Source organism: Aliiruegeria haliotis, assembly GCF_003003255.1.
Taxonomy (GTDB): domain Bacteria; phylum Pseudomonadota; class Alphaproteobacteria; order Rhodobacterales; family Rhodobacteraceae; genus Tropicimonas; species Tropicimonas haliotis.
In genome coordinates, this window is sequence record NZ_PVTD01000009.1 from 1 (window position 1) to 18,924 (window position 18,924).

The 18,924-nt window shown below is 63.5% G+C and carries 13 protein-coding genes, 1 tRNA gene and 1 pseudogene; 9 read left to right on the forward strand and 6 right to left on the reverse strand.

Annotated elements, in window-relative coordinates; all coding sequences use genetic code 11:
• Positions 1-382 precede the first annotated feature (382 nt).
• The gene (locus tag CLV78_RS17835) at positions 383-1,369 is read left to right on the forward strand and encodes an FkbM family methyltransferase (RefSeq protein ID WP_158263597.1); all 987 of its coding nucleotides are present in this window, start codon (positions 383-385) and stop codon (positions 1,367-1,369) included.
• A gap of 374 nt (positions 1,370-1,743) precedes the next feature.
• Here the strand turns inward: CLV78_RS17835 and CLV78_RS17840 are convergent, their stop codons facing one another.
• The 3 genes from CLV78_RS17840 to CLV78_RS17850 all read right to left on the reverse strand — a co-directional run bounded on the left by CLV78_RS17840 (position 1,744) and on the right by CLV78_RS17850 (position 6,338).
• Positions 1,744-2,847 carry a mandelate racemase/muconate lactonizing enzyme family protein gene (locus tag CLV78_RS17840; RefSeq protein ID WP_106206573.1) on the reverse strand — a complete coding sequence of 368 codons (1,104 nt, stop codon included), beginning with the start codon at positions 2,845-2,847 and terminating at the stop codon, positions 1,744-1,746.
• A 387-nt stretch (positions 2,848-3,234) separates the two neighbouring features.
• On the reverse strand, positions 3,235-4,854 hold the full coding sequence (locus CLV78_RS17845; RefSeq protein WP_106206575.1) for a hypothetical protein: 1,620 nt from the start codon (positions 4,852-4,854) through the stop codon (positions 3,235-3,237).
• Positions 4,851-6,338 (reverse strand): class I adenylate-forming enzyme family protein, encoded by a 1,488-nt coding sequence (locus CLV78_RS17850; RefSeq protein ID WP_106206576.1) that lies wholly within the window; start codon positions 6,336-6,338, stop codon positions 4,851-4,853. Before CLV78_RS17850 ends, CLV78_RS17845 begins: the two co-directional genes overlap by 4 nt.
• Before the next feature lie 383 nt (positions 6,339-6,721).
• On the opposite strand from CLV78_RS17850, the pseudogene CLV78_RS17855 reads away from it, so the two are divergent.
• Positions 6,722-7,691, forward strand: a pseudogene (locus CLV78_RS17855) (IS5 family transposase).
• 376 nt (positions 7,692-8,067) lie between these two features.
• Here the strand turns inward: CLV78_RS17855 and CLV78_RS17860 are convergent.
• A tRNA-Asn gene (locus CLV78_RS17860) sits at positions 8,068-8,142 on the reverse strand.
• A gap of 48 nt (positions 8,143-8,190) precedes the next feature.
• A complete protein-coding gene (locus CLV78_RS17865; protein ID WP_106206578.1) occupies positions 8,191-9,111 on the reverse strand; it encodes an MBL fold metallo-hydrolase in 921 nt (306 codons plus the stop codon).
• A gap of 42 nt (positions 9,112-9,153) precedes the next feature.
• Between CLV78_RS17865 and CLV78_RS17870 the strand changes: the two genes are divergently transcribed.
• The 5 genes from CLV78_RS17870 (at position 9,154) to CLV78_RS17890 (ending at position 15,601) form a co-directional block, all read left to right on the forward strand.
• Positions 9,154-10,476 (forward strand): ATP-binding protein, encoded by a 1,323-nt coding sequence (locus tag CLV78_RS17870; RefSeq protein WP_106206580.1) that lies wholly within the window; start codon positions 9,154-9,156, stop codon positions 10,474-10,476.
• Between the two features lie 493 nt (positions 10,477-10,969).
• Positions 10,970-12,340: a cysteine--tRNA ligase gene (cysS, locus tag CLV78_RS17875; protein WP_106206581.1), complete on the forward strand. Its 1,371-nt coding sequence runs from the start codon at positions 10,970-10,972 to the stop codon at positions 12,338-12,340.
• 124 nt (positions 12,341-12,464) lie between these two features.
• On the forward strand, positions 12,465-14,090 hold the full coding sequence (gene cimA, locus CLV78_RS17880) for a citramalate synthase (protein WP_106206583.1): 1,626 nt from the start codon (positions 12,465-12,467) through the stop codon (positions 14,088-14,090).
• A gap of 21 nt (positions 14,091-14,111) precedes the next feature.
• Positions 14,112-14,834, forward strand: a complete 723-nt coding sequence (locus CLV78_RS17885; RefSeq protein WP_106206585.1) for a class I SAM-dependent methyltransferase — start codon at positions 14,112-14,114, stop codon at positions 14,832-14,834.
• Complete coding sequence (locus CLV78_RS17890) at positions 14,831-15,601, forward strand: squalene/phytoene synthase family protein (protein ID WP_106206587.1); 771 nt, start codon at positions 14,831-14,833, stop codon at positions 15,599-15,601. The genes CLV78_RS17885 and CLV78_RS17890 overlap by 4 nt, the downstream gene beginning before the upstream one ends.
• 407 nt (positions 15,602-16,008) lie before the next feature.
• On the opposite strand, the gene CLV78_RS17895 is transcribed toward CLV78_RS17890, so the two are convergent.
• Positions 16,009-17,244, reverse strand: a complete 1,236-nt coding sequence (locus CLV78_RS17895; protein WP_106206863.1) for an MFS transporter — start codon at positions 17,242-17,244, stop codon at positions 16,009-16,011.
• A gap of 125 nt (positions 17,245-17,369) precedes the next feature.
• Here CLV78_RS17895 and CLV78_RS17900 point away from each other — a divergent pair, with 125 nt between their 5' ends.
• The gene (locus CLV78_RS17900; RefSeq protein ID WP_106206589.1) at positions 17,370-18,026 is read left to right on the forward strand and encodes a DNA-3-methyladenine glycosylase family protein; all 657 of its coding nucleotides are present in this window, start codon (positions 17,370-17,372) and stop codon (positions 18,024-18,026) included.
• Between the two features lie 134 nt (positions 18,027-18,160).
• Positions 18,161-18,832: an alpha/beta hydrolase gene (locus tag CLV78_RS17905; protein WP_106206591.1), complete on the forward strand. Its 672-nt coding sequence runs from the start codon at positions 18,161-18,163 to the stop codon at positions 18,830-18,832.
• Positions 18,833-18,924: the final 92 nt, after the last annotated feature.

An 18,924-nucleotide genomic window follows, 5' to 3' on the forward strand; every position in this document is an offset into this window, starting at 1 on the left:
ACACAGATGAGCCTAGGTGTTGCAGCCCGTCGCGCCCGCCCGCACCCACTTCGGTGCAGGTGGCGTGAAACGATGTGAACGGAAGGGCTCCTGTGAGTGAGGGTCTGTTGCACCGTCCGGAGGTTGCCGGCGATGTGCCCACAGAAATGACTGCAAATGACCGCCGTGCGCCTTCTGCGCCGGCCATGGCCCGGAGCGGTCGGGAAGGCCTGGCACAGGCTATTCAGAACGTCGGGTCCAACGTCGTTCTCGGCATCTCCATTTCCGAGGATCCCGCCCCGCGCTGCCGCCATTGCGGTGGGCGGGAGTTTCGACAATGTCACTAAAGCTGGACAGACGATGTCCACGGGCGGCGAGGCGGGCACCGACGGGAGCAATTTGCATGACTTCCGAATCCCGATACGATCAATGTACAGAATCCCAGACACCGATCGATTTGCTGGAAAGCAAAGGGTCCGTATTGGGTAGAGTTGCGATCTGTATCGCGACACTGATTGAAAAGGACCCAAAATTGGAGCCTGTCCCCAAAAAGCCAAATGTACCTACACGCGAAGAGGCGTTGCTTAGGGTAAGGCGACTGAGTCGAAAGTTCAATTTTACCGCCGATATGGTCGGACTTGCCTCAGATTCACCTGAAAACCGGAATCGTATGCGCAACGCGTCGCTACTTGCGAAGCACAGGAGACTCACTTACGGCGACCAAAAGGGACAGGTTGATTTTCTGATCAACTCCCTCTTCAACTATGAGAAAAACGGGTTGCCCAGAGGCGGCTATTTCGTCGATCTGGCCTGTGCGGACGGGGTCAGGATAAACAACAGCCTTTTCCTTGAACGCCATTTGGGGTGGAAGGGGCTTCTGTTCGAGCCAAATCCAAGATTCAGAAAGCGTATTGAGGCGCATCGGACAAGTCCGCTTGTGACACGCTGCGTTACCGATCGGATCGGATCGGTCGAGCAGTTTCGCATTGATAATGGCATGTTGGGTGGAATCGTTTCAGACGCGACTGACAACAATCCTCGGTTCAGGGGTGAGGAATTGAAGGCCGCGGAGATCATTGAGGTTGAGACAACAACCCTGGCGCATGAGCTCGATCAAGCGGGGGCACCTTCCACGATTGATTTCTTGTCCCTTGACGTCGAAGGTGCCGAGTGGATCGTCATGCGGAAGTTTCCGTTCGACCGATACCAGTTCAAATTCATGACGATAGAACGGCCGCCACCAGAGCTGGATCTTCTTCTGGACAAGCAAGGCTACCGGCAGGTTGCGCATATGAGATCCGATGTCATTTATGCGCATGAGACCCAATTGCCCGATATCAACCTGAATCCCGCCTTGGATTTCGCCTTCACTCCACAATGCGAGGCGTAGTGTTCCTGGGGGCGCCGTCAGGGATCCTGCACAACAATTCGGCCTTGCCCAAAACAGCTCGTTCAAGACTTGACCGCAAAAAACAGCTCAATGCCTTCGCCCAAGCCTGCACGAACGTCATTCGCCTACTGGCGCTGGCGTGCACTCTCTGCGGCCCGGGCAGATGGGACATGGGGAATAGACCGTGTGGCCTCTCTGGCCGCGATTTGACCGCCAAGGGTGCTTTGCCCACTGGCGGTTGGTGGGGGCTGTGCCAGTCGAGGGCTGCGAGTGGAGGTCCCGGCACGGTGCAGGGCGGGAACCAGTGTTCGATCCGGTTGTGCCGCGTCCGTCGCGCTGCGGCGGGATCGCGGCGGCAGGGGTTCGGTCGCGGCCTATTTGAGAAGCCGGTGGGACTCGCTCATGGCTTCGATGGCATCCCAGTCCCAATCGATGCCAAGCCCCGGCGTATCGGATGGATATGCCAGCCCGGCCTCCATCCGCATCGGCTCCCGGGTAATGAGATCGAGTTGCGGAATGTACTCCAGCCAGCGCGCATTCGGGATCGCGCAGACCAGAGAGACATGCAGTTCCATCAGAAAATGGGGACATACCAGAACGTTGTGCGCCTCAGCCAGATGCGCCACCTTGAGCCACGGGGTGATGCCACCGATCCTGGCAACATCGACCTGAACGATCGACGCCGCCCCGCTCACCAGGTAGTCCTTGAACTGCGACAGAGAATACATGCTCTCGCCAACGGCAATCGGAACCGACGAAGCTCGGGCAAGCTGCACGTGGCCGGCCACGTCGTCGGCGGGCAGGGGTTCCTCGAACCAGCCTATGTCCGTTTCTGCAAGGACGGGCAGGCGCCGAAGCGCCTCCGACAGGGAGAGGCCCTGATTGGCGTCGACCATGATTTCGAAATCCGGCCCGACCGCGTCGCGCACCGCTGACAGGCGCGCGGCGTCTTCGGAGACATGCTCCTTGCCAATCTTGATCTTTGCGCCGCGGAACCCGCGTTCCTGCATCTGGAGGGCATCGGAGACGAGGTCCGATGTCGCAATATGCAGCCAGCCGCCCTCGGTCGTATACAGCGGCACGTTCTCGCGATTGCCGCCTGCCGCCTTCCACAATGGCTGTCCGTTTTTACGGCACCGCAGGTCCCAGAGCGCAGTGTCGATGGCTGCAAGCGCAAGCGACGTGATTGCACCCACCGAGGTTGCGTGGGTCAGAAACAGCAGCCTCCGCCAGATCGCGTCGATCCGGTCGGGATCCTGGCCAATCAAGGCGGGCGCGAGCGTGTTCTCCAGCAAGGCCATGATCGATGCGCCGCCGGTGCCGATCGTGTAGCTGTAGCCAGTTCCCTCGAATCCGTCACTGTCCCGGATCGTGACGATGGGGGTTTCCTGTCGTTCGAAGGACTGGATCGCATCGGACCTCCTGACCTTAGGGTCGAGGCCGACGACGCGCAGTTCGACGGATATGATCTTTGCCATGGGACATCCTAACTGATGATGGAGAGCAACCTGTCGTTGCCACCTCTCCCGCGCCGGGCGATCCGGGAGAGCGGTGCCAACCTGCGTCCATAGCGCCTGCCATGCAAGGGATGTGCCTGTACTGAAATGTCGCAGCGGCGGGGTCCAGTCATCAGGACTGGGGCAGGGGCGCGTGTCGCGGTCGCAGCTTTATCGGGAGTATGTGGTGTCGCCCGGAGCTGCTCGACCGACGGTTGTCCTGCGCGGTGTTGGCCGGGCGCTCTGGACAGCGAGTACGTCCGTCGACAGGGCTATTGAGGGGTGGCCTGCGCAGCATGGGGAGCAAGTGGCCGTTACACCTTTTCGCGCTTGCCTGGCGTTCGCCCAGCCGCTACGGGCGGCGGTCGATCAGTCCCTTGTTTGGAACAACCGGTAAAGCACGGCTGCGTTGCGCGGATCGGCCAGACAGATTTGCCGTATCCGGTCCAACATGAAGTCGAACCAGAGCGCACGGGCTTCATCAAGGTTGGTACAGGACGCCAGTTCAGGACCTGTCTCGCAGTCACAGACTATCTGCGCCTCGTTCCAATACGTGGCAATCCAGACCACCGGAATTCGATACTTCAGGGCCAGTTGCGGTATGCTGTCGGGCAGTCGGAACGTTGCACCGCGATGGGAATACGGCACCAACGCGCTGCCACGACGTCCATCACCGGCCAGCCCAACGATGTGGTTTTCGTTGATCAACCTGATGATCGTGCGTGCAGTATGTGTCGCGCTCGCGTCTCTCCGAATTGGGGTCAGCCGGTCGCCACCTTCCAAGACCTCTCGAAGGACCGGGTCGCCCCCGACGATCGATACCGGCACGTCCTGCATATGGAGATGTGCCAGTGTACCCATAAGGAATCCAGAATGGACGGTTGCCATGATCGCCGCGCGCCCCTCGGCGTCGAGCTTCCGCAATTCGGACAGGTCGGCTGGACGGATGGAACGTTGAAGTACTTCCCACGCGCCGGGTACTGCGGCGAGCCAGGAGCCCATTTCCGCGTGCTCCTCTTGCCCGCGACGGGCCTCGCGCAACCAGATCTCGCGCTGCCCATTCGGCACGTCAAGCCAATCCATGATCGGTTCCGCATTCGGAAAGCTTTGGTCGGCACCCCTTTTGCCCGGCGCATCATCTTGCCGAACCCGATCCCGGGGTGCAGTTCGGCCACGAAAGGCTGCGATCAGGTTGAGGCCTTCTTGCTCGTAACCCTCGCGCATCAGCAGCTTTGCAACGTAGTGGGCCGTCTCGTTCGATCCGATGCCACAGATAAGCTCGGGCAGGATGGACAGGAGAATGGCTCGGTCTTCCGGGCCTTCCAGTACCACGAAGCATGCTCTTAGTAGCCGGTTTGTGTGGCTGCCGGTGATGCGTGTGATCGCGGGAAGGTGCTTCAGCAAGACCGCAGTTTGGTGTGCCCGAAAACAGGTTGCTAGAAATCGGGTCCAGGCGGCGTGGAATACAGCCGGGCCGGGGGGCATGGACTCGATCAGGGTGCCAGCCTTCCCGAACTCTCCCTGGGCGGCCAATGCTGCAACCGAGTTCGCCGCGATCACGGGATCATCGGGGAAGAGTGCCCGGGCGCGGTCAACGATTCCCAGGGCCGTGGCGCGGTCGGTCTCCGCATCAATCGTGGCGGTCCATAGGCGAGCATCGGAGAGTGTCGACAGGATCTGGTCCGGAGGGCAGCCCGCGCCGCCAAGAGTAGCGTAGGCGTTTTGAGGCTGCCCCGCATCGAGGTAGGCTCTGATCAGCATGCGCCTGTTGGCCGGCGAAAGGTCTCGCTTGTCGGCTTCGGTTCGGAGTAGTCGGATCGCCTCTTCGGGTGTGCCGGATGCGATGCTAACCCGTGCCTGCAGCGAACGCCGCCGGGCATCGGGCAACGCTTCCCCCGCCGCGTCGAGTCTGCATTGGGCAAGGCCCGGGTCGCCGTCGCGGATCGCCTGAATGATCGGATCCGCGACATTGCTCGGGCGGTTGCTCACGACGTTCCCTGGGCTGCACCAGAAAGCTGGGCTTTGGCGATCTTGCCCGTTGCCGTCATCGGCATCACGTCTATCGCAACAAGTTTTCGCGGCAGCTTCCAGGAAATCAGACGTTCCTTGCACCAAGACCTGAGTTCGGAAAGGTCGGCCTCATTCGGTCCCCGGCGCGTGAAGTAGGCCACGACCACTTCGTCCAGACCTTCATGAGGTGCGCCGACAACCGCTGCCTCACCCACGGCAGGATGTGCCGCCAGTACAGCCTCGACCTCTGAAGGATAGACGGTGTGGCCGGCGGTTTTTATGATCTCCTTTGCGCGATCAATCAGCTCAAGATGCCCGTTGTCGTCCAATCGGCCGATATCGCCAGTTCGGAACCACCCTTCGTGGAAGGCCTGCGTGTTCGCGTCTTCGTTCATCCAGTATCCCGGCGTCACCACCGGGCCACGGACGAGGATTTCACCAGGCTCGCCAGGAGCAACCGGGACCATCGCCTCGTTGACGATCCGTGCCTCAATACCTTGGGCGATCTGGCCGACATAGCCACCCCGAAAGGCCGTCCGGTCAAGTGCCATGGCGAGCGGGACAGCTTCGGTCATGGCATATCCGGTCATGACCTCACATCCGAAAGTGGCGGCGAACGTGTCGGCGAGTGCCGGGTCGAGCTTCGTGCCGGCCAGCAAGACGCGCCGGAGGCTTTGGGGCCGGTGGTCCGACTTGCCAACAGCACCGAGCAGCATTCTGCCGATCATTGGAATCCCTGCCAGAAAAGTCACCTGGTCCCGCTCAATTGCTTCAAGAATAGCGTCAGGACGCGGGGCAGCCGGAATCGACAGCGTCGCCCGCGCACGGAGCGCGACGGCGATCAGAGAAACGCCATAGATATTCGAGATCGGAGCGGCCATGAGCAACGTATCACTCCGGTCGACCCGGAAGAAATCCACAACCAGCTCTTCGGCCATGGATTGAAGATTTCCCAGGGTGATCATGACGGCCTTGGGGGCACCGGTTGTCCCGGACGTATAGAGCAGCGCTGCGATGTCGTCGGAGTCCTGAGGAGCGACACGAAACTCGGATCCTGTGTCGTCCGGGACGTCCTCGGCAGTGCCAATCATGATGATGTCCGTCGCTGCCGGGCGCTCCAGTAAACCGTCCCGATCGGCAATGACCGCCTTGGCGGAGCTGCTTTGCAGGATCTGGCCAATGGCGGCCTGCGGCGCCATCGGATGCAGAGGAACCGCGCAATAGGGCGTCATCAGCGTGGCGAGAAATGCGATGGTAGCCTCAGCGGGAGATTGGCACAGGATTGCCACCCTGTCTCCGTTATCCAATCCTGCGCGCTCAAGCCTGCGGGCTATGCCATGCGCGCGACGAAGCGCTGCCGACCGAGTCATGCGTCCTGTCGGCGTGCTGATCAGATCCGACCCTTCCTCGTCATTCAGATCGTCGAGTATCGAGTTGGTGGATCGCAGCTGCGGTTTTTTCATTTTGCTTCCGTTCTCGCGCCATTGGTTAACGACGAGTCATTGCTGACCGATTGACAGGGGAAGTCAACCGCTTGCGTGAACAGTAAATGTGAACAGCCAGGAACCAGCCGGGTTTCATCCTTGTCGGAACGGAAACCGGAGGTGGGCTTTCCCGCCTTTGATACTGGTTGCGCCGTGCTCTTTGTCGCCCGAGCAACGTGCGAGTATATGCTCATTTGCCAGAAGTGATTGTGTCGTCGCGCCAGCGGTCGTTCTCCAGTCCACCGCTTGAGACGGCTCTGCGACCCTATCGTTCACGCAATTCGGGGGTGCTGGGCGGACATATGTTGCACAAATCAGCTGAAGGGATTCATGTTGCGAATCCAAGGTGGTAGCTTAGCTGCATGAGCAGTTGGAGACCTACGTCCTACACGACCAGAAACTGGCGGGACTACAACAACGCCCTGAAGCCGCGCGGTTCACTGACGATTTGCTTTGATCCCGACATTGCTTGGGAAGCCACACCCACAGGCAAGCGTGGCCGGCAGAAGACCTACAGCGATACGGCGGTGCAAACGTGCCTGACGATGAAGGTGTTGTTCGGGATGGCGCTACGCCAGACGACCGGGTTCGTCGAAAGCCTGTTGCGACTGATCGGGCTTGATTGGTCAGTGCCGAATTACAGCACGTTGAGCCGCCGCCAGAAAGCTCTGGGCGTGAACATCCCGTATCGCGGTTCGAAGGGTGCTCTGCATCTCCTGATCGACAGCACCGGGATCAAGGAAGAGGGTGAAGGTGAGTGGAATGCACGCAAGCACGGCGGCCCCAAACGCCGCATATGGCGCCAGATTCACCTGGGGATTGACGAGGAAACGCTGGAAGTCCGAGCTGTCGAAGTCACTGGCAGCAACGTGGGCGATGCGCCCATGCTGCCAGATCTGCTCGATCAGATTCCTGCGGACCAGTAGGTCGGCAGCGTCACTGCCGACGGGGCATACGACACCCGAAAGTGCCATGACGCCATCCACTGCCCGGCAGTGCATGCTTGCATGCACGAGAGGGGCGGACCGGGGTGCTGACGGGGTCATTCCGCCGCGAAAAAACGCTCGGTTCTGGAAGCCAACAACCGCCGGGGCGATAGCTCGAAACGAAGCCCTTCGCGCGGCCAAATTCCTTGGGCGGGCAATCTGGCGACGGTGGAGCGGATATCATCGAAGAAGCCGCGTCGAAACAAAGATGCACTGCGTGAAACTGCTGGGCCAACGCCTCATGTCGAGGGATTTCGACCGACAAGTCGCTGAACTCCAGGTCCGGATCGCCGTGCTCAACGGCTACACTGCTCTCGGCATACCTGTCACAGAGGCCGTGGGATAAGTCCGTCCGGGGAAAGGGGAACTCCGAACATCAGCCGAGTTGTGCAACAGAGCCGGTTGTTGGTGTCAAAGTGGAGCAGTTGTATGTCAACGACAGCGGTGTCTTTGACTTGAACGATTTTGTCCCAATCCATAGTGACCTCAGCACTCCTAAACTTCCTAAGCGCAGAGCGTGCAGGGAGATTTTTCCTAAACTTGCAACGATTTCTTAAACAATTGCCAGCGAAACCTTCGGTCGAGTTGATCTGGCGCGGGACAAGATTGTCGCGTCACAGACCATCATGAGTTCAACCGTTTCCTTGCGCCCCATTTGCGCCCGGCAGCGACTGAACGCCGAAGGCGCGCTCGCCAAATACTTGCTAACTCTTTGGAAGATTTGGCTCCGGCGGTAGGGATCGAACCTACGACCAATTGATTAACAGTCAACTGCTCTACCGCTGAGCTACGCCGGAACACGGGGCGCGTATAGCAATGCGGTTTGGGGGCGTCCAGAGGGTTTTTCAAATTTTTGCCGTGTCGGCATGTTGCGGCGAGGTGGGTGCCCGGAAATGGGCCTCGAACGCCATTTCACCAACGGGTTGCGCGAGGTTTCGTGTCGACAGATCAATGAGATGGGCGAAGACGTTGCGTTCGGCCGCGGGCAGGAGCGCGCGTGGGGTGTCCGTGTAGACGCGGGCGGTGATCTCCGGGACGGACAGTGCCGCGGCGCCCAGTTGATCGCGAATCTGTGCGTCCCGAACTCGCCTGTGCCCGATCAGCCAGTCGAGGCGGTCGGCTGGTGCTGTCACCGGGTCGCCATGGCCGGGGTAGAAAACACGGTCTGAACGTCCTCGCAGCCGTTCGCAGGAAGCCATGAAGGCCGTGAGGTCACCATCGGGGGGCGAGACCAGCGAGGACGCCCATCCCATGACGTGGTCTCCGGAGAAGAGGGCGTCCTCCCAGGCAAAGCACAAGTGGTTGGCGATATGGCCCGGCGTCCAGAGTGCCTCGACCTGCCAGCCGTCGCCGGTGACCAGCTGGCCGTCCAGCAGACGTTCGTGGGGCTGGAAGTCCATGTCGATACCTTCGCCACCTCCGGCAAGCCCTGCCGCGGCGAGGGCCGCCATCACCGGGGATCTTCCCTGCTCGTGTGTGCCGAAGGCGAGGATGGGGGCGCCGGTTGCCTCAGAGAGCGGCCGGGAGAGGGGCGAGTGGTCAAGGTGAGAGTGGGTCACCAGGATGTGGCTGATGGTTTCGCCGGGAGAGAGGGCCGCAAGGATTGCATCGAAATGGTCCTTCAGGGCGGGCCCGGGGTCGATCACGGCGACACGTCCCTCGCCGAGGATGTAGCTGTTGGTCCCGGTGTGGGTCATCGGCGACGGGTTCGGCGCCAGGATCCGGCGCAGGCCGGGTTCGAGACGGGAAAGTGCGGGCGGGGTCATTTCGGCATTTCTCTCGGCATCCTGTATCGCTAGCCTTGTGTCATGGATTTCTCCTGGCTCAAACGTTCCATGCCGCGGGGCCTCTACGGGCGGGCGGCGCTGATCCTGATCGTGCCGGTCGTGGTGCTCGTTGTCGTGGTGTCCATGGTCTTCATCCAGCGCCATTTCGAGGACGTCACGCAACAGCTCACCACCGGATTGGTTCTGGAAATGCGCGAGGTCATCGAACAGATCGAGGAGGAGCCGGACCTCGCCGCCGGTTTGGTGGCGGTTGACCCGCTGATCCAGACGCTGGGCCTCGAGGCGGGGCCGGCCGACACGCTTCTTCAGGGGGACCGGCGCGTGTTCTACGACGTCTCGGGACGCATTGTCATCGACACATTGCGCCGTGGCCTGACCGATGTGATCGCCGTGGATCTTCTGAGCTCCTCCCGCAGCGTTCGCTTGCAGGTCGGTACGCGACTGGGGCCGATCGACGTGAAGATCGAACGCAAGCGGGCCTCGGCGTCGAACCCACACCAGTTTCTGGTGCTGATGGCCTCGATCGGTTTTCTGATGACAGGGATCGCCTTTCTCTACCTTCGCAACCAGCTTCGCCCGATCACGCGGCTTGCCGATGCCGCGGAGGCCTTCGGCAAGGGGCAGGTGATGCGGTACAAACCTTCCGGCGCGCTGGAGGTTCGGGCGGCCGGGCGGGCCTTTCTCGACATGCGCGGCCGGATCGAGCGGCAAATCGAGCAACGCACGATGATGCTGTCAGGGGTGAGCCATGACATGCGGACGCCTCTGACCCGAATGAAGCTGAGCCTGTCGATGATGGAGCCTGGGCCTGAGGTCGAAGAACTGGAGCGGGACGTTGCGGACATGGAGGGGCTGATTGATGCCTTCCTCGATTTTGCCCGATCCGATCAGTTGGGCGATCCGGAACCCGTCGTCCCGGCAGAGATCGCGCAGACTGTCGTGGACAAGGCCGTGCGGGGAGGCGGGGACGTGGTGATGGAGGTGGGCGAGGCTGCGCGGGAATTGGCGGTGCTTCGGGTGCAGGCGGTGGAGCGGGCGCTGGCGAATCTCGTCGGAAACGCCTTGCGCTACGGGAACCGCGCCGAAGTGCATGTGCGCCGTACCACGAAAGCGGTGATCTTCACCGTGGAGGACGACGGTCCCGGCATCCCCCCCGAGGATCGGGAGAAGGCCATGCAACCCTTCGTTCGGCTGGATGAGGCTCGCAATCAGGACCGTGGCTCCGGTGTCGGCCTGGGATTGTCCATCGCGGGCGATATCGCACGCCGCCACGGGGGCATGCTGCGACTTGAGACAGGCGAGCGTCTGGGCGGGCTGCGGGCGGAGCTTGTGCTGGCGCAATAGCTCGGTGGGGTGTCGCTTGCGTTTGAACCCGTGATGAAACGCTCGTTGGCGCGTTTTCTGGCGAGACGTTCTTATTGCATCCCGCCCGGCGATCCCGGGGCGGATATCGACGCGGGTGAAGGCCGATGCCTTCACGGTATAGCGTGGGCGGTGCGGCAAGCTTTCCGCCAGAGGGCACCAAGCCTTTCCCACATTTGAATGGCACGATGCCGGGGAGGGGCGAAAGCGACGTGGGGGATAGGCTTGCCCCGAACAGACGTGGACAACACTCAGTGACCCGGCTAAACCAAGGCGTGAACCCGGGCGCTGGGAGCCACGGACCGGAAGGGTCCCGGACATCTGCGCCTCAAGAATCTGGAACCGAATGCACCGCAAGAGCATCATTTGCATCTGCATTCCCTGCTGACATCGTCAGGCGGGCCGGTTCCTTCATTCCCATTCGAGACCGAAGTTGCTAGACCCGCTGCGCGCAAGGCACGCGAGAGGATAGCTCATGGCCGAGATCAGGCTCTGGAACACCCGCACCCGGCAGAAGGATCTGCTGGACCCGATCGACCCGTTGAACGTGCGGATGTATGTCTGCGGGCCGACGGTCTATGACCGCGCGCACATGGGCAATGCGCGGCCCGTGATCGTGTTCGACACCTTGTTCCGACTTCTCCGGCACGTCTACGGCGCCGATCACGTGACCTACGTGCGCAATTTCACCGACGTGGATGACAAGATCAACAAACGCAGCCAGCAGAGCGGGCGGCCGATCTCCGAGATCACCGAAGAGACCATCGGCTGGTATCACGAGGACATGGACGCTTTGGGCGTGCTGCGTCCCAGCCACGAACCGCGTGCGACCGGCTATATCGGCGAGATGATCGCGATGATCGAGGGGCTGATCCGGGACGGGTTTGCCTACGAGGCCGAGGGCCACGTCCTTTTCTCGGTCGAGACTTACGCCGAGTACGGCAAGCTGTCGGGGCGGTCGGTCGATGACATGATCGCCGGCGCCCGGGTCGAGGTCGCGCCCTACAAGCGGAACGCGATGGATTTCGTGCTTTGGAAACCGTCCTCGGCGGATCTGCCCGGCTGGGACAGCCCGTGGGGCCGGGGGCGGCCGGGGTGGCACATCGAGTGCTCCGCCATGAGCCTGGCGCTGCTGGGGGAGAGTTTCGACATCCATGGCGGCGGCAATGACCTGATGTTCCCGCACCACGAGAACGAGATCGCCCAGAGCCGGTGCGCCCATCCAGAGGGCGAGTTCGCCCGGATCTGGATGCACAACGAGATGTTGCAGGTCGAAGGGAAGAAGATGTCCAAGTCGCTGGGCAACTTCTTCACCGTGCATGATGTGCTGGAGCAGGGCATTCCGGGCGAAGTGATCCGGTTCGTGTATCTCTCCACGCACTATGGCAAGCCCATGGACTGGACCGCGGAAAAGGCGCGACAGGCCCAGGAGACGCTGCGCAAGTGGCGTGGGCTCACGGCGGGCATCGAGCCCGCCGCGCCCCCCGCGCCCGAGGTGATCGAAGCGCTCAGTGACGATCTGAACACGGCGGGCGCGATTGCGGCGTTGCACAAGTTGGCCGGTGCGGGAGATGCGGCGGGGCTGAAGGCCTCCGCCGGACTGATGGGGCTGTTGCAGGACGGAATGGGGGCCTGGGCCGAAGGGCCCCGTGTGGACCTTTCAGCGCATGAGACCCGGTTGGCAGGTGCCCGCGCCGCAGCGATGGAGAGCAAGGATTTCTCGGAAGTGGATCGGCTGAAGGCGGCCTATGTGGCAGCGGGGCTCGAAGTCCGGATGAGCAAGGGCGGCGTCGAATTGCTGCCGGGGGCGGGCTTCGATGCGGCTGCACTTGAGGCGCTGAAGTGATGTTCGATGAGAGATCGGCCCGAACTACTTGCCGAACTGCCGTCATGGGGCGGGCGCTGCCCACCGTCGGGTCGGCCGACGCAACGTGGACCGTACCTGACGAGATGAAGAGAAGGGGCGCAGTATGACCAGAGAACGGCTCTACCTGTTCGATACCACGCTGCGGGACGGGCAGCAGACCCAAGGGGTGCAGTTCAGCCTTGAGGACAAGCACCAGATCGCGGCGATTCTGGACGAGCTGGGCATCGACTACATCGAGGGCGGTTGGCCGGGGGCGAACCCGACCGACAGCGATTTCTTCGAACAGGCCCCGAAGCTGAAACACGCCACATTCCTCGCGTTCGGCATGACGAAGCGGGTCGGGCGTTCGGCTGCGAATGACGAGGTTCTGGCGGGCGTGGTCAATGCGAACACCCCAGCCGTCTGCCTCGTGGGCAAGAGCCACGACTTTCACGTGACGACGGCGCTGGGCGTGAGCCTGGATGAAAACGTCGCGGCAATTGCCGATTCCATCTCTCACCTTGTCGGCGAGGGGCGCGAGGCGATGTATGACGCCGAGCATTTCTTTGACGGATACAAGGCCAACCCGGACTACGCCATCGCCTGCCTGCACGCGGCGCTGGAGGCGGGAGCCCGTTGGGTGGTACTGTGCGATACCAATGGCGGCACGCTCCCGGCTGAGGTCCACGAGATCACGAAGGCGGTGATCGCGAGCGGTATTCCCGGCGACCGGCTGGGCATTCACACCCACAACGACACCGAGAATGCAGTGGCCAATACCCTTGCGGCGGTGGATGCCGGTGCGCGGCAGGTGCAGGGAACGCTGAACGGGTTGGGGGAACGCTGCGGCAACGCCAACCTGATCTCGCTGATCCCGACGCTTCTGCTCAAGGAGCCCTATGCCAGCACGCTGGAAACCGCGGTCACCGAGGACGGGCTGGCCAGCCTGACACGTGCCAGCCGGATGATGGACGATATCCTGAACCGAGTGCCCCTTCGCTCGGCGCCCTATGTCGGCGCCTCGGCCTTTGCGCACAAGGCGGGGCTGCATGCCTCGGCCATGTTGAAGGATCCCTCGACCTACGAGCACGTGGATCCCGCATGTGTCGGCAACGCCCGGATCATTCCGATGTCGAACCAGGCGGGGCAATCCAACCTGCGCGAGCGGCTCTCCGGTGCCGGTCTGGAGGTGGAGAAAGGCGATCCGGCGCTGGGCCGGATCCTGGACCTGGTGAAACAGCGGGAAGCCGCCGGCTATACCTACGACACGGCCCAGGCCAGTTTCGAGCTGCTGGCGCGTCAGGAACTCGGCATCCTGCCACGCTTCTTCAGCATCGACCGGTATCGGGTGACGGTGGAACGGCGCAAGAACCGGCGCGGGGAAACCATCAGCCTTTCGGAGGCGGTTGTCGTGCTGTTCATCAATGGCGAGAAACGGCTTTCGGTGTCGGAATCGCTGGACGAGACCGGCTCGGACCGTGGCCCGGTCAATGCGCTGTCGCGGGCGCTGGCCAAGGACCTCGGACCTTTGCAGCCCTATATCAGCGACATGAAGCTCGTGGACTTCAAGGTGCGGATCACCAATGGTGGCACCGAGGCCGTCACGCGCGTCATCATCGACAGCGAGGACGCGTCCGGTCGGCGCTGGTCGACCGTGGGCGTCTCGCCCAACATCGTCGATGCCTCCTTCGAGGCGCTGCTGGAGGCGATCCAGTGGAAGCTGCTTCGGGATGGCGCGCCTGCCGCGTGACCGGAAGAGGGGAGCAAGGCCATGGAAGAGGAGTTCTTTGTCATTCACCGGGATCTGCCGCGCGAAGGGCCCGGCAGTCCGGAGGATGTGAACTGGGCGATCGAGGTCGCCGGCACGCATGGCGAGGCGCGTGTTCTGGATGCCGGATGCGGTCCCGGCGCGGATACGGAGGCGCTGGCAGAGGCGTTGCCGGAGGCGTGGATCGACGCGGTGGAGATGCATGGGCCCTTTGCCGAGGCCACGGCGGCGCGCTGTGCGCGGTTCGGGCCGCGGGTGAAGGCCTGGCAGGGCAGCATGGCGGAGCAGGAAGGGCCCTATGACCTGATCTGGTGTGCAGGGGCGCTGTATTTCCTCGGCGTGACCGAGGGCCTGTCGGGGTGGCGCGACTCCCTGACCCGCGCGTCCCCGGGCCGGATCGCCTTTTCGGAGCCGGTGCTCCTTGGGGGGGAGGAACCGGAGGCGGTGCGCACGTTCTGGGAGGAATACCCCGCCATCACCGAACGCGACGGGATTGCCGCGCGGGTTGCGGCGGCGGGCTATCGGATTCTGGGCGAGCGAGCGATCATCGGCCAGCCCTGGGCCAACTATTATGACCCGATGGAGCGGCGCGTCGCGATGCTCCGGCAGGGCGAGGTGACAGCGGCCATGGACGCGGCGCTGCGGGAAGCGGAGGCGGAGATTGCCGCGTGGAAGGCCGCCGCGGATCGGATTGCCTATCTGTTGATGGTGGTGGAGCCGGAATGAGCATTGCCGACTGCGCCGCGCTGGTGGAGCGGGGCGACCCGGACAGGTTTCTTGCGACCATGGCGGCCCCGGTTGCGGCACGGGCGGTGCTGTTCCCGCTCTATGCCTTCAACGTGGAGATCACCCGCATTCCCTGGGTGAGCCAGGAGGCGATGATCTGCGAAATGCGGCTTCAGTGGTGGTACGATGTCCTGGGCGAAATCGGGGCGGGCGAGCCCGCGCGGGCCCACGAGGTGGCCGCGCCGCTGACGGACGTGCTGCGGGATGCCGGGGATACGGTTGCCCCCCTGCGCGCGCTGGTCGAGGCGCGGCGTTGGGACATTTACACCGATCCCTTTGAGGATGCGGCGGCGCTGGAGGCCTATCTCGACGCCACCGGGGCCGGGTTGATGTGGTCCGCGGCCATTGGACTGGGCGCGACGTCGGTGATGGAGACTGCTGTCCGGGAGTTCGGATGGGCGGCGGCCCTGGCCAGCTATCTGCGGGCCATTCCGGAACTGGAAGCGCGGGGACGTCGCCCGCTGGTGGATGGCCGGGCCACGGCAGTGGAGGCACTTGCGCGGCAGGGGCTGGAGCGGCTGGAGCGGGCGCGCGAGACGAAGATGCCGCGGCAGATCCTGCCGGCGCTATGGGCGGGATGGCGGGCCCGAACAACCTTGAGGGCGGCTGTGCAGGATCCGCGTCGCGTTGCGGATGGCACCTTGCAGGAGAGCGAGTTTTCCCGTCGTTTCGGATTGTTCAGTCGCACGTCACTGAGGCGCTGGTAGGCCTGCCCCGCATCGACCCCGGTAGCCACCTCGGGGCAGAGGGCGGGGGCTCCCGCCCGTCGTTGACGCTGCCGCGTCGCCTCCCGTTGGGCCGGGCGCGCCTTCGGCGCGTCAGCGCCAGCCGCAGGTGTACCGCCATTGGAATGGATGGGGCAGGGCACCGTGTTGTGCGGTCGAAGGGCGCCAAACGGTCAGGGGATGCAAGCGGTTCAGTGGTTGCCCAGCATGTCTGCTCGCCCGGAAGGGTGCGGCTTGGCCCGGTGGGAAGCGGCGCTCCCAGAAGGATGCGCCGCGTCGCAAACGTGCAGCGTGATCTGTTCGATCACGGTTCGGGCACAGCCCGAGCAACGTCACCTGGGTGAACGGTGTGCCCCGCGCGCCGACCCTGGGGGCCATTGCAAGGGTGATCACTCCTGCGGGCGCAGCGTCAGCCAGATCAACGCGCCGCCAGCCAGCGCCAGGAAGGGTGCCATCGCAAGGTTGACCGATACCCAGCCCTGCGCGGCGCTGCTGCCGGAGCAGTTCATCAGCCCACCCGACACCAGCGAGGCCAGCGCGACACAGCCAAAGACCAGCATGTCGTTCATACCCTGCACGCGTCCGCGTTCTTCGGGGGCGTGGGCCCCTGCAAGCATGGTGGTTGCGCCGATGAACCCGAAGTTCCAGCCAAGCCCCAAAAGGATGAGTGCGATGAAGAAGTTCTCCAGTTCCACACCGTTGAGCGCCACGACGCCGGCACCCGCCAGGATCACAAGCCCCAGCGATATGATTGGTCTCACGCCAAAGCGTGCGATGAGGTGGCCGGTGAAGAACGACGGCGTGAACATGGCCAGCACATGGGCGGTCACAACGTAGCCGGCCGTCTGGGTGTCGTAGCCACAGCCCACGACCGCAAGCGGGGTGGACGTCATCACGAGGTTCATCAGCGCATAGGAGACCATGGCGCAAATGATCGCGACAAGGACCGTCGGATCCTGGAGCAGCTCTCGACGGCTTCGCCCCCGCGGTGCGCCCGGTCTTGGCGCGGCGGGGCGTGGGATGTCGAGGAGCAGGAACAGGAGCATCCCCACGAGATTGATGGCCGCGGCCCCGACATAGGTGCCGAAGAAGGGAACCACCCAGGCATCTGCGAGCGAGGTGCCCAGTGTCGGGCCGATGAAGGCGGAGAGAAGCCCCCCCGCGAGTACATAGGAGATCGCCTTGGGGCGGAAGCTCTCGGAGGCGGTGTCGGCTGCAGCGAAGCGGTAGAATCCCTGCGCCGACATGTAGATACCCGTGAGAAAGGACCCCGCCAGGAAGATCGTGAAGGAGTTCTCCCACAGGCCCCAGGCCGAGACCCCGGCGCCGGTCGCCCCGCCGATTGCGCCGATGAAGAAACCGGCGCGCCGGCCCAGCCGCTGCATCGCGGCCGACAGCCACGGCGCCGTGGTCATCGAGCCGATGACGATGAGCGAGATCGGCAGTGTCGCAAGGCAGGGATTGGGCGCCAGCATGCCGCCCGCGAGCCCGCCGACGGTGAAGATCATGGACATCTGGGCGCCGAGGATCGCCTGCGCTGCGACCAGCACAAGAACATTGCGGCGCGCCCGCGCATCGGATGGCGCGGAGGGAGTGGCAGGAGAGGAGAGCGGTGTATCGGTCATCGAGTTTCCCGCGTAACGACCGCGCTGCCCGGTGGCAAGGGGCGGTGCCCGGGTCTGCGGCTTTCGGTCTTGCATGGACCGGTGCCTTTCCTATCCTCGCGCCGGTCGCACGCGAAAGGGGCACAATGGAAACTGCAGGGCAGGGGAGCCGGGACATCGGCCGCATCATTCGCGGCGATGCCTGCGTGGCGGAAGGCGCGGCGTGGCTGGCGGACCGGGAGCCGCGGTTCGCCTTTGCGCTGGAGGGCACCGGCCCGCTGCCTTTGCGCCTGCGCAAGGACGGGTTCGAGGCGTTGCTGTCCGCGATCGTCAGTCAACAGGTTTCCACCGCCTCCGCCGATGCCATCTGGAACCGGCTGCGGGCCGCGCGTCTGACCGGCCCGCGCAAGGTGTTCAAGGCCACCGACGAGGAACTGCGCGCCTGTGGGCTCAGCCGTCCCAAGGTTCGCTACGCCAGGGCGCTGGCAGAGGCTCGGATCGACTACACGGCGCTACGCGACCTGCCCGAGGCTGAGGTCACGGCCATCCTGACGGAGGTGCCCGGTATCGGCCTGTGGACCGCAGAGATCTATGCGATGTTCTCGCTTGGCCGCGCCGATACCTTTGCGCCGGGCGACCTGGCGCTTCAGGAAAGTGCGAAGCTCCTGTTCGGGTTGGGGGCGCGGCCTTCGGAAAAAGCCCTGCGGAAGATGGCCGAAGCCTGGAGCCCGTGGCGTAGTGTAGCGGCGCGGATCCTCTGGGCGCACTACCGCGTGGCGACCCACCGAACGGGCATCCGCTAGGCATGCGACCCGGGGCGGCCCGCGAATCCGGCGACAGGCAGGGATAGCCCTTGCACCCCGCGACCCATGCCGCTTAGGGGTAGGCGACTGGAAAGACGACAGCAGACCGACGGGCAAGGCGAGAGGGCAGGCAGATGGCACGGGAACTCAACTCCGGGCGCAAGGGCGCGGCACAGGGCACGGCAAAGCAGGTGGTGGTGTTCGTTCACGGCTACGGTGCCGATGGCAATGACCTGCTCGGCCTTGCCGATCCGCTGATGCCGCATCTGCCCGACACCGCCTTCTATGCGCCGGACGCTCCTGAACGCTGTACCGGCAACCCGATGGGATACCAGTGGTTCCCGATCCCTTGGCTCGACGGATCCTCCGAAACGGCTGCACGGGAGGGCATGGCCGCCTCCGTCGAGGATCTGAACGCCTTTCTGGACAAGGTGCTTGCGGACGAGGGGCTGACCCCCGACCGCCTGATGCTGGTGGGGTTCAGCCAGGGCACGATGATGAGCCTTCATATCGCGCCGCGCCGCTCCGAACCATTTGCCGGTGTTGTCGGGTTCTCCGGTCGGTTGGTCGAGCCGGAGAGCCTTGCGACCGAGGCACGGGTCAAGCCGCCGGTCCTGCTGCTGCACGGCGATCAGGACGACGTGGTGCCGTTCGCCTCGCTGAAAGAGGCAGCCGACACGCTGGTCGCCGCAGAATTCGAGACCTACGCTTTCGTGATGAAGGGAACCGGACACGGGATCGCGCCCGATGGGTTGGGTCAAGCCGTGGGCTTCATGCGGATGAAGCTGGGGCTGGAGCCGGGCTGAATCGTTCGGGTCGTCGGGGGCCGCGCGGGCGGGCCACGACCCTTGCGGGGCGCGTCGGATTTGCCGGGCATTCCATGTCGTTGGTCGCACCG

Excerpts from the sequence above, each read along its gene's own strand:
- CLV78_RS17835 (WP_158263597.1), top strand. The coding sequence starts at position 383 with ATGACTTCCGAATCCCGATACGATCAATGTACAGAATCCCAGACACCG.
- CLV78_RS17865 (WP_106206578.1), bottom strand. The coding sequence starts at position 9,111 with ATGACCCCGCCCGCACTTTCCCGTCTCGAACCCGGCCTGCGCCGGATC.
- CLV78_RS17885 (WP_106206585.1), top strand. The coding sequence starts at position 14,112 with ATGGAAGAGGAGTTCTTTGTCATTCACCGGGATCTGCCGCGCGAAGGG.
- CLV78_RS17840 (WP_106206573.1), bottom strand. The coding sequence starts at position 2,847 with ATGGCAAAGATCATATCCGTCGAACTGCGCGTCGTCGGCCTCGACCCT.
- CLV78_RS17870 (WP_106206580.1), top strand. The coding sequence starts at position 9,154 with ATGGATTTCTCCTGGCTCAAACGTTCCATGCCGCGGGGCCTCTACGGG.
- CLV78_RS17905 (WP_106206591.1), top strand. The coding sequence starts at position 18,161 with ATGGCACGGGAACTCAACTCCGGGCGCAAGGGCGCGGCACAGGGCACG.
- CLV78_RS17900 (WP_106206589.1), top strand. The coding sequence starts at position 17,370 with ATGGAAACTGCAGGGCAGGGGAGCCGGGACATCGGCCGCATCATTCGC.
- CLV78_RS17895 (WP_106206863.1), bottom strand. The coding sequence starts at position 17,244 with ATGACCGATACACCGCTCTCCTCTCCTGCCACTCCCTCCGCGCCATCC.
- CLV78_RS17850 (WP_106206576.1), bottom strand. The coding sequence starts at position 6,338 with ATGAAAAAACCGCAGCTGCGATCCACCAACTCGATACTCGACGATCTG.
- cimA (WP_106206583.1), top strand. The coding sequence starts at position 12,465 with ATGACCAGAGAACGGCTCTACCTGTTCGATACCACGCTGCGGGACGGG.
- CLV78_RS17890 (WP_106206587.1), top strand. The coding sequence starts at position 14,831 with ATGAGCATTGCCGACTGCGCCGCGCTGGTGGAGCGGGGCGACCCGGAC.
- cysS (WP_106206581.1), top strand. The coding sequence starts at position 10,970 with ATGGCCGAGATCAGGCTCTGGAACACCCGCACCCGGCAGAAGGATCTG.